We start from the raw sequence: 9,687 nt of genomic DNA, 5'->3' as shown, positions 1-9,687 counted from the left end.
CTCCCGCACCGAGCCCAAGAAGATCACCAGGGCCGACTACGGCGGTCGCGTCAAGGGCAACGGTGGCCTCATCGCCATCTCGATCAGGAACGGCAAGGCCATCGGCTACTTCTGCGACGGAAGGACCGAGGCCTGGTTCAAGGGCAAGGAGTCGGCGGGCGAGCTGACGCTGACCGGCTTCGGCAGCGCCAAGGTCACGGCCGCGCTGAGCGGCGGCAAGGCCAGGGGCACGGTCGCCCTCGGCGGCGAGACGTGGAGCTTCGTCGCGCCCACGGTCGTCAAGCCGTCGGGCCTCTACCGCGCCACCGCGATCGTCAGAGGCGCCAAGCTCAGGGCGGGCTGGATCGTCCTGAAGAACCCGCAGGGGGGCTTCACCCAGGTCGGCGCCGCCGTCCTCGGCGAGGAGCAGCTCGACATCCCGCGGCTGGACGGCGAGCGGCCCACCACCCCCCTCACCGTGGACGACACCACGGTCTACCCCAAGGACGTCGACGGCTTCATCGAGGAGATGTCATGACCGCCATCCACCAGCGGCCGTCCCGCAGCCTGACCCCGCTGCTCTGGCCGCTGATCGCCGGGGGGCTGGTCGTGGTCGCGCTCGGCGTCTTCGGGCGGGCCCACACGCCCACCGGGTTCGCGGTCGGCGTGGCCGGGTTCTCCGCCGCGCTGCCGATGAAGGTCTGGCTCACCACTGGCGCGTTCGTCCTGGCGATCGTGCAGGTGGTCTCGGCCCTGTCGATGTGGGGCAGGCTCGGCGTCACCATCCCGCCCGCCGTGCACCAGTGGTCGGGCCGGATCGCGTTCCTGCTGACGATCCCCGTCGCCTTCCACTGCCTCTATGCCCTGGGCCTGCAGTACGACGTGCCCAGGGTGCTGGTGCACTCGCTGCTCGGCTGCTTCTTCTACGGGGTGTTCACCGCGAAGATGCTCGCCCTGCCCAAGCGCGGCGCGCCCGGCTGGACGCTGCCGGTGCTCGGCGGGGCGGCGTTCACGGTGCTCGTCGGGCTCTGGCTGACCTCGTCGTTCTGGTTCTTCACCACCATCGGCTTCAAGGTGTGAAGGATGTCGTACGGGTGAGCCCGGCGGCCCGCCCCTTGGCCGCCACGACGAGCGCCATCTTGCGGGAGGCCTCGTCGATCATCTCGTCGCCCAGCATGACTGCGCCGCGCTTCTCGACCGAGGTGTAGTAGTCGTACGCCTCCAAGATGAGCTCGGCGTGGTCATAGTCCTCCTGCTCCGGCGAGAACACCTCGTTGGCCGCGTCGACCTGCGAGGGATGCAGCACCCACTTGCCGTCGAACCCGAGCGCGGCCGCCCTGCGCGCCACCTTCGTGAAGCCCTCGACGTCCTTGATCTGCAGGTAGGGGCCGTCGATCACCTGCAGGTCGTGCATCCTGGCCGCCATGAGCAGGCGCATGAGGATGTAGTGGTAGGCGTCGCCCTCGACGTAGCCGGGCGGCTGCTCGCCGACGACGAGTGTGCGCATGTTGATCGAGGCCATGAAGTCGGCCGGGCCGAACACCAGCGTCTCCAGCCGCCGCGACGACCCCGCGATGGCGTCGACGTTGACCAGCCCGCGCGCGTTCTCGATCTGCGCCTCGATGCCGATGCGGCCCACCTCGTGGCCCATGGCCTTCTCGATCTGGGTGAGCAGCGTGTCGAGCCAGACGACCTCGGTGGAGTCCTGCACCTTGGGCAACATCAGGCAGTCGACGAACTCCCCCGCTCCCTCGACGACCTCGATCACGTCGCGGTAGGTCCACTGCGTGGTGAGGTCGTTGACCCGGACCACCCGCGTCTTGCCCGACCAGTCGCCCTCGCGGAGCGCGGTCACGATGTTCTTGCGCGCCTCCTCCTTGGCCTGCCGCGCGACGGAGTCCTCCAGGTCGAGGAAGACCTCGTCGACGGGCAGGGTCTGGGCCTTTTCGAGGAAACGGGGGTTGCTGCCTGGCACGGCGAGCACCGAACGACGGGAGCGCATGCGCACACGGTACTCGTCCCCGGCCCGGCTCGGCCGTACAGTCGGAGCTGTGAGCGACAACACCCCTGCGATCGAAGAGGGCGCGAAGAAGTCGGGCATCCTCTGGCTCGCCCTCGACCGCCCGCGCCTGGCCTGGCACTCCTGGCACGACGGCGCGATCTACGTGGTGACGGGAGGCGAGGAGCAGCAGCTGCCCGGCCTCGACGCGCTCGACCGGGTGCGCGTCACGCTGCGCAGCAAGGACAACGGCGTCAGGCTGGTGGAGTTCGACGCCGCGGTGTCGGTCGTCGACCAGGCCTCGGCCGGCGACGCCGTGGCGGTGCTGGCGAAGGAGCGCCTCAACGCCCGCGACAGCGAGCACCTCACCCAGCGCTGGGCCCGCGAGTGCACCGTCGTGCGCCTCACCCCGGAGCGGTGACCGCGGCCGGTTCTTCGATGACCTGTTCGGGCGCCGCCGGGGGCTGGGCGGAGGCGGTGGCGGTCTGGGCGAGCAGCGCGCCCGAGAGCACGATCAGCCCGCCCACGATCTGGAACACGCCGAGCGTCTCACCGACCAGCGCCCAGGCCACCACCGCGCCCGCGATGACCTCCAGGGACGCGACCGTGGCGCCCACGGCGGCCGACAGCCGCCGCACGGCGTACATGCTCAGGATGTACGCGATCGAGGTCGCGACGACCGCCATGCAGAGGTAGGCCCCGAGCACCGGCAGCGTGACGGCGCCCTCCGGCGTGGCGGAGACCGTGAAGGCCTCCCAGGGGATGTTCCAGGGCCGCGAGAACGGGATCAGCAGAACGGTCGCGCCCAGCAGGCCCCAGGCGATCAGGCCCAGCGGGTCGATGTCATCGCCGAAGCCATCGCACATCAGGAAATATCCGGCGCAGCACGCCCCGGCCAGCAGGCCGAGCAGCAGGCCCAGCGCATCGATCCGCAACCCCTGCCAGGCCTCGACGACGATCGCGAGGCCCATGACCGCCACGACCGCGCCGACGTACGCGGCCCGGGCGAGCCTGATCCTGCGCACGACCCGCACCCAGGCCACCACCATCACCGGGGCCATGAACTCCAGCAGCAGCGCGACCCCCACCGGCAGCCTGGTGATGGCCACGAAGTACAGGGACTGCACCCCCGCCACGCCCATGAGCGCGTAGAGGCCGAAGAACGGCAGTTTCGACCGGGGGATCCGCAGCGCGCGGGGCCTGACCACGGCGAGCACGGCCACGAGCAGCAGCCCCGCCCCTGCCATCCGCGTCCAGACGGCCTCCATCGGCGCCAGCCCGGCCGCGATGAGGTATTTGGCCATCGGCCCGGCGAACGCGAAACACCACGACCCCACGAACGCGAGCGCCAGCCCCGCATATCTCATCGCACACCATCCGACCCGTAATGACCGTGAAGCAGGGTTGATACTGACACGTCCGGTGTTCAGGGCGCAACGGGACCGCCCTGTTAGCCTGGCCACGTGCAGATCTTCGTGGGCCGGCTGCAGGGCACCCCGGTCTTCGACCCCGCCGGCGACCAGATCGGCCGGGTGCGCGACGTCGTGACAGGCCTGCGCCTCACCCGCCGGCCCAACGTGCACGGCCTGGTGGTCGAGGTGCAGCCGCGCCGCCGGGTGTTCCTGCCCATCACCCGCGTACGCCGCATCGAGGCGGGCGCCGTGGTCTTCACCGGCCGGCTCAACATGCGCAGGTTCGAGCAGCGGGCCACGGAGACGCTGGTCATCGGCCAGATGCTCGACCTCACCGTGACCTACGACGACGACTCGATGATCGTTTACGACGTGGCCATGGAGGAGGTCAAGCCGTCCACGTGGGAGATCACCCAGGTCGCGCTCCACCGGGGCCGCCGGCGCGACCTCCGGGTCGTCGACTGGACCGAGGTGTCCGGGTTCGACACGCTGCAGAAGGACCAGGGGGCCGCCGGCCTGATCGCCGCGTTCGAGTCGCTGCGGGCCGCCGACATGGCCAGCGCGCTGCACGGGCTGCCGGGAAAGCGCCGCGTCGAGATCGCCCGAGCGCTCAACGACGACCGGCTGGCCGACGTGCTGGAGGAGCTCCCGCCCGCCGACCAGATCGGCATCCTCGGCACGCTGGAGCCCGAGCGGGCCGCCATCGTGCTGGAGGAGATGGCGCCCGACGACGCCGCCGACCTGCTGCACGACCTGCCTCAGGAACAGGCGGCCAGGCTGCTGGCACTGATGGAGCCGGAAGAGGCCGCCCCGGTGCGGCGCCTGCTGACCTACCCCGTCGACAGCGCGGGCGGCGTGATGACCAGCGAGCCGGTGATCCTGCCGCCCACCTCCACGGTGGCCGAGGCCCTCGCCCACATCCGCCAGCAGGATCTGACGCCGGCCGTCGCGGCGCAGGTCTACGTCACCAGGCCGCCCACGGAGACGCCGACGGGCACCTATCTGGGCGTCTCACACTTCCAGCGGCTGCTGCGCGAGCCGCCGTCCACGATTCTCGGCGGCGTGCTCGACCCCTCGATCGACCCCATCAAGCCCGAGTTCACGCTGCGCGAGGTCACCTCATACCTGGCCAACTACAACCTCGTGGCCGCCCCCGTCGTGGACGAGTTCGGCCGGCTCGTCGGCGCGGTGACCGTCGACGACGTGCTCGACCACCTTCTCCCCAAGGACTGGCGCGAAGGGGCCGACCATGACGTCTGAACGCCTCGACCAGCCCCGTGACCTGCGGCGGTCGTTGCGGCCACACTACGACCCCGAGGCCTTCGGGCGGCTGTCGGAGCGGATCGCCCGTTTCCTGGGCACCGCCCGCTTCATCGTCTACATGACCGTCTTCGTGGCGACCTGGGTGACCTGGAACGTGGCCGCGCCCGAACACCTGAAGTTCGACCCGTACCCGTTCATCTTCCTCACGCTGATGTTGTCGCTGCAGGCCAGCTACGCCGCGCCGCTGATCCTGCTGGCCCAGAACCGCCAGGACGACCGCGACCGCATCCAGTACGAGCAGGACCGCGAGACAGCCGAGCGCAACCAGGCGGAGATCGAATATCTGACCCGCGAGATCGCCGGGCTCCGCCTGGCCCTGAACGAGGTGGCCACCCGCGACTATCTGCGCTCCGAGCTCGGACGCCTGCTGGAGGAGCTCAGGGAGCGCCGGTGATGTCGAGCTTGGCGAGCATCGACCGCACCTCGCCGATCTCGTCAGGGCCCAGCATGTCGAGGAACTGGGTCCTGATGCCGCGCAGGTAGGTCGGCGTCGCCTCAGCCAGCCTGGCCTCCCCGCGCTCGGTCAGCACCGCGAACAACCCGCGCGCGTCGTCCGCGCAGGCCTCCCGCGCCACCAGGCCGTCGCGCTGCAGCCGGTCGATGAGCCTGGTCAGCCCGCTCCGGGAGAGCAGCACGCGGTCGGCGAGATCGTTCATGCGCAGCCGCCGCTCCGGCGCCTCGGCCAGCTGCATGAGCACGTCGTACGACGCCAGCGGCAGGTCGTGGGCGACCAGCAGCTCCGCCTCCAGGTGACGGGTGATGCGCACCTGGGCTCGCTGCAACATCCGCCAGACCGCCAGCTCGTCAGCGGTGAGGCCCTCGTGGCGCAGAAGAGTCACGGATTGACCTGCTCCCCGCCCTGAAGGGACTGCGATTCCCGTGCCGCTATGCGGCAGCTCGTGCCGCTTGCGCGGCCCGGCGCTGTGGAACGGGGTGCTTGACGTTTCGCGGACCCGGGTGGGTCTCCACGCCCTGAGACGACCAGCCCGGCCGCCTGTCCTCGGGTTTTGATGTTCCTCGCCCCCACGATGTCGGCGTGCTCGATGCGCCGCAAGAAGTGCAGGAGAAGACCGCTTGGCTCTTGCGGCTCTTCTCGTCCATCTTCCCGCACGCAGGTTCCGGGCAGGTCTGGGACGTGTACGCGGGATGGATCTTATGGGATGGTGCTGCCGGTGTAGCGGGCCTTGGCGCGCAGGGCGACTTCCAGGTCGTACCAGCCCTTGTCGAGAATCGCCTTGTTGAGCCCGGCCTTCGCTGCCGCGCCGTTGCGCAGGAACCTGCCCGGCCGGTCGGGGTCGGGCTTGGGCTTGACGGCCGCGGTCATGCCCTCGGTGTTCAGGTCTTCGACGACCACGTGCCCGTCCCTGCGGGTCAGCCGGTGCGCGGCTTGGGCGTTGAAGTCAGCGCGCCGCCACCGGACCCGCCGCATGATCTGTCTCATCGCGGCCATGACCGTCTTGCGCCGCTTCGATCCCTTCGTCGTGCGGGCGAGCCGGCGTTGCAGCCGTAGATACCGTTCCGCTTCGTCGGGCGTGAGATACCCGAGATCGCCCTGCCGGTCCTGTTCCGCCTGCCGTGGCGGCTTTGTGGAGGACACATCGCCGGTTGCGGCGTGGCGCGGTCGAAGAACTCCCCGTCCGAGGTCACGGCGGCCGTGACCACCCCCCGGTCCACGCCCGCCCACCCCGGACACGCGTGCTCCTGCCGCTCGGGGATCCCGTCGTCGATGAGGAAGCTGATGAACCAGTGCTCGCCGTCCCGGGACACGGTCGCGGACTTGACGGTCCCCCCGAGCGGGCGCGACATCCGAAACCGCGCCCACCCGAGCTTGGGCAGGAACACCAGGCCAACTCGAACGTAGTATCGCATCCATGGGCCTTGAGGGTGGACTATCGACGGGCAGAGACGTGGTTTCCGCGATGCACGTCCATCTGGTCTTTGTCACCAAATATCGCAGCAATGTGTTCGACGACGCGATGCTGCGCCGCCGGCGAAGACATCATGATCGAAGTGCGTGACGGTTTCGAGGCCGAGCTGCGCGAGTACAACGGCGAACACGACCACGCCCACCTGCCCGTCCACTACCCGCCCAAAGTCGCGATCAGCAAACTCGTCAACTCGTGAAGGGCGTCTCCTCGCACTACCTCCGCAAGGAGTCCACCGGCCGGATCCCCGCCATCATGCACGACGTAGGGTAGGCCCCCTTCTGGTCACCCAGCTACCTCGCCGCCTCCTGCGGCCGAGCGCCACTATCGATCAGCAAGGCATATATCGAACAGCAGCGCCGCCCCACCTGAGGCCCCGGGACCACGGCTCCGCACTCCGGGATGCCCCGCCCACGGCGGGCCGTCCCCCGCAGGGAGGCCACATCCATCCCCGGCCCGAAGGCCGAGGCTTCCGCGGACCTTCGGTAATCTTAGAACGTTGTTGCACGAACATCTAACAGCTCGGATTAACTCAGCGAGGCCGCGGGTTCATACGATGGAGGGGCAGCCTCACTGGCGTCCAGCGCCTGTCACACATATACCGACAAAGGAGGGACGGCACTCCCTCGTGCCGAGACTTCGATGGCACTAACCCAGGAAAACGTGACGGCCGCTCTCGCCACCGTCATCGACCCCGAGATCCGCCGCCCGATCACGGACCTCGGCATGGTCAAGAGCATCGAGATCGCTTCCGGCGGCGCGGTGCGCGTCGGCGTCTATCTCACCGTGGCCGGCTGTCCGATGAAGGACACCATCCGCCGCGACGTGAAGAACGCCGTCAGCAAGCTCGACGGCGTGACAGACGTGCAACTCGAGCTCGACGTGATGAGCACCGAGCAGCGCAAGGCCCTGCAGACCAAGCTGAGAGGCGACCGCGGCCCGGAGAAGGAGATCCCCTTCAACCAGCCCGGCTCACTGACCCGCGTCTTCGCGGTGGCCAGCGGCAAGGGCGGAGTCGGCAAGTCGTCCGTCACCGTCAACCTGGCCGCCTCCATGGCCGCGAGCGGCCTCAAGGTCGGCATCGTCGACGCCGACATCTACGGCCACAGCGTGCCGCGCATGCTGGGCGCCGCCGAGCGGCCCACCAAGGTCGAAGACATGATCATGCCGCCGGTGGCCCACGACATCAAGGTCATCTCGGTCGGCATGTTCAAGCCGGAGGGCAACACGGCGGTGGTGTGGCGCGGGCCGATGCTCGACCGGGCCCTGCACCAGTTCCTCGCCGACGTCTACTGGGGCGACCTCGACGTGCTCCTGCTCGACCTTCCCCCGGGCACCGGCGACATCGCCATCTCGGTGGCGCAGCGGCTGCCGTCGGCGGAGATCCTGGTCGTGACGACGCCCCAGATGGCCGCCGCCGAGGTGGCCGAGCGCGCCGGCTCCATCGCCGCGCAGACGCACCAGCAGATCGCCGGGGTCATCGAGAACATGGCGTGGCTGCCGTGCCCCCACTGCGACGAGCGCATCGCGGTGTTCGGCGAGGGCGGCGGCCAGACGGTCGCCGACGCGCTGACCCGCATCCTCGGCGCCAGGGTGCCGCTGCTCGGCCAGGTGCCGATCGACCTGCGGCTGCGCGAGGGCGGCGACGAGGGCAAGCCCCTGGTCCTGACCGACCCCGACTCGCCGGCCGCCGCGGAGCTGCGCTCGATCGCCGGCGCCCTGAGCAAGCGCTCCTCGAGCCTCAAGGGCCTCCAGCTCGGTCTCGCGCCCCGCAGCTGACCCCATCCCGCCGCCCGGCCCGCGCGTGGGCTCAGGAGCCGCTGATGTTGAGCGCGGATCGGGCGGTCTCAGGGTCCTCGGCGAGGTCGAGGAGGGTGGCGGCGCTGTCGGCTCGGCTGTGCGGGCGAGGCTTCGCCAGCAGGCCGGTGCTGATGGTGATGGCGCCGGTCGCAGGCCTGTCGACGAGCCGGTTCAGGCGGGCGATGGTCCAGTCGAGGTCGCAGGCGGAGACGATCCGCTCCATCTGCGACACATCGGCGTACGGCGTGGCCAGGACGCGGCGGAGGATCCAGATCGCCACGCGGGGCCGCACGCCCACGATCGGATAGGCGCTGACGACGACTAGGCGGCGGACACCGGCGTCGGCCATGGCGGTGGTGAGGATGCGGGCCGACTCGGCCGCCAGGTGGGGGTCGCGGCGGCCTCCCCCGGGCAGCAAGGAGATCACCGCGTCGGCGCAGGCCAGCGCGGCACGCACCGTGTCCAGGTCGCGGCCGTCGTTGTGCACGACCTCGGCCGGCGCCGGGACGTCGGCCAACGTGCCGGGGCGGCGGGTGAACGCGACGATGTGGTGACCGCGCCGCCGCGCCTCTGCCAGCAGGCAGAGCCCGGTGCGGCTGGTCGCGCCCAGAACCACGATCCTCATGACGGCTTCTCCTGGTCGAGATGGTGGAGCAGGGTCAGCAGCCGGCCATGCAGGTGGGCGGTGTCGTCGCTGGATCTCCCGCCGAACGGGGCGAGGATGCGTTCGTCGAGGGCCACGACCTTCTCGCGGGCGGCCGCGACGAGATCGGCTCCGGAGCCGGTGAGGGTGAGCCGGACGGCCCTGGTGTCGTCGGGGTCGTCCTGGCGCTCGATGAGCCCGGTCTGTTCCAGCGTGCGAGCGAGCTTGGAGACGTACATCGGTTCCAGGCCGGCGAAGTCGGCGAGCTGCCGCTGGGAAGGGGGCGCCCCGCTGCGGGACAGCTCACACAGGGCCGCCAGCAGGCCGTACTGCGCGTTGGTCAGCCCCAACGGGGCCAATGCTCGATCGAGCGCGGTCCTGCAGCGCAACGCCACCTGCCAGATCAGCCATCCGGTCGAGGGCACCTGCTCCCGGTTGAGATCCATGGCAGGTAGTAAACTTGATTAGTATAATGTTGGCAACTATCCGCCCTGGGCAAGGGCCAGGGCCGCCGCACCCCCGCTGGAGGCGCGCCATCCACGGCTGGGGCAGGGGCGGGACCGACGTCGTAAGGCGGGGGCACTCCGGGGGCAGCGGGCGTTGGGC

The 9,687-nt window shown here is 70.0% G+C and carries 13 protein-coding genes and 1 pseudogene; 7 read left to right on the top strand and 7 right to left on the bottom strand.

All coding sequences use genetic code 11. The annotated features are described in order from the left end of the window. On the top strand, window positions 1-517 hold a 517-nt coding region (locus E1294_RS53805), incomplete at its 5' end, for a hypothetical protein (RefSeq protein WP_165977917.1). Continuing rightward, a complete protein-coding gene (locus tag E1294_RS49145; protein WP_132519312.1) occupies window positions 514-1,059 on the top strand; it encodes a DUF6529 family protein in 546 nt (181 codons plus the stop codon). The genes E1294_RS53805 and E1294_RS49145, both read left to right, overlap by 4 nt. Here the strand turns inward: E1294_RS49145 and E1294_RS49140 are convergent. Further along, the gene (locus E1294_RS49140; RefSeq protein WP_132519309.1) at window positions 1,049-1,981 is read right to left on the bottom strand and encodes an HpcH/HpaI aldolase/citrate lyase family protein; all 933 of its coding nucleotides are present in this window, start codon (window positions 1,979-1,981) and stop codon (window positions 1,049-1,051) included. The genes E1294_RS49145 and E1294_RS49140 overlap by 11 nt on opposite strands. Window positions 1,982-2,030: 49 nt before the next feature. On the opposite strand from E1294_RS49140, the gene E1294_RS49135 reads away from it, so the two are divergent. Next, window positions 2,031-2,399, top strand: coding sequence for a hypothetical protein (locus tag E1294_RS49135; protein WP_132519306.1), 369 nt, complete (start codon window positions 2,031-2,033; stop codon window positions 2,397-2,399). Here E1294_RS49135 and E1294_RS49130 read toward each other — a convergent pair. Then, window positions 2,383-3,345, bottom strand: coding sequence for an EamA family transporter (locus E1294_RS49130; RefSeq protein ID WP_132519303.1), 963 nt, complete (start codon window positions 3,343-3,345; stop codon window positions 2,383-2,385). The two genes, E1294_RS49135 and E1294_RS49130, sit on opposite strands and share 17 nt — an antisense overlap. Window positions 3,346-3,441: 96 nt before the next feature. On the opposite strand from E1294_RS49130, the gene E1294_RS49125 reads away from it, so the two are divergent. Then, window positions 3,442-4,650: a magnesium transporter MgtE N-terminal domain-containing protein gene (locus tag E1294_RS49125; RefSeq protein WP_246083836.1), complete on the top strand. Its 1,209-nt coding sequence runs from the start codon at window positions 3,442-3,444 to the stop codon at window positions 4,648-4,650. Beyond that, a complete protein-coding gene (locus tag E1294_RS49120; RefSeq protein WP_132519300.1) occupies window positions 4,640-5,107 on the top strand; it encodes a DUF1003 domain-containing protein in 468 nt (155 codons plus the stop codon). Before E1294_RS49125 ends, E1294_RS49120 begins: the two co-directional genes overlap by 11 nt. On the opposite strand, the gene E1294_RS49115 is transcribed toward E1294_RS49120, so the two are convergent. From E1294_RS49115 to E1294_RS53800, 3 genes are read right to left on the bottom strand one after another with little or no spacing between them, the layout of a single operon-like run. Beyond that, window positions 5,091-5,552 carry a MarR family winged helix-turn-helix transcriptional regulator gene (locus E1294_RS49115; RefSeq protein ID WP_246083835.1) on the bottom strand — a complete coding sequence of 154 codons (462 nt, stop codon included), beginning with the start codon at window positions 5,550-5,552 and terminating at the stop codon, window positions 5,091-5,093. The genes E1294_RS49120 and E1294_RS49115 overlap by 17 nt on opposite strands. A gap of 46 nt (window positions 5,553-5,598) precedes the next feature. Continuing rightward, the gene (locus tag E1294_RS58670; RefSeq protein WP_132519318.1) at window positions 5,599-5,865 is read right to left on the bottom strand and encodes a zinc ribbon domain-containing protein; all 267 of its coding nucleotides are present in this window, start codon (window positions 5,863-5,865) and stop codon (window positions 5,599-5,601) included. Between the two features lies 1 nt (window position 5,866). Further along, window positions 5,867-6,310 carry a transposase gene (locus E1294_RS53800; protein WP_165977916.1) on the bottom strand — a complete coding sequence of 148 codons (444 nt, stop codon included), beginning with the start codon at window positions 6,308-6,310 and terminating at the stop codon, window positions 5,867-5,869. Between the two features lie 274 nt (window positions 6,311-6,584). Here E1294_RS53800 and tnpA point away from each other — a divergent pair. Continuing rightward, a pseudogene (gene tnpA, locus E1294_RS49100) lies at window positions 6,585-7,010 on the top strand (IS200/IS605 family transposase). A gap of 270 nt (window positions 7,011-7,280) precedes the next feature. Continuing rightward, a complete protein-coding gene (locus E1294_RS49095; RefSeq protein ID WP_132519294.1) occupies window positions 7,281-8,417 on the top strand; it encodes an Mrp/NBP35 family ATP-binding protein in 1,137 nt (378 codons plus the stop codon). Between the two features lie 31 nt (window positions 8,418-8,448). Here E1294_RS49095 and E1294_RS49090 read toward each other — a convergent pair whose 3' ends face one another. Beyond that, entirely contained in the window at window positions 8,449-9,063 is a 615-nt protein-coding gene (locus E1294_RS49090) for an NAD(P)-dependent oxidoreductase (RefSeq protein WP_132519291.1), read from the bottom strand. Further along, a complete protein-coding gene (locus E1294_RS49085) occupies window positions 9,060-9,527 on the bottom strand; it encodes a MarR family winged helix-turn-helix transcriptional regulator (RefSeq protein ID WP_220448388.1) in 468 nt (155 codons plus the stop codon). The genes E1294_RS49090 and E1294_RS49085 overlap by 4 nt, the downstream gene beginning before the upstream one ends. Window positions 9,528-9,687: the final 160 nt, after the last annotated feature.

Origin of the sequence: Nonomuraea diastatica, assembly GCF_004349015.1 — a bacterium.
GTDB lineage: Bacteria > Actinomycetota > Actinomycetes > Streptosporangiales > Streptosporangiaceae > Nonomuraea > Nonomuraea diastatica.
Note: the sequence above shows the minus strand (reverse complement) of the source record. Positions and strands in the feature narration are given on the sequence as shown.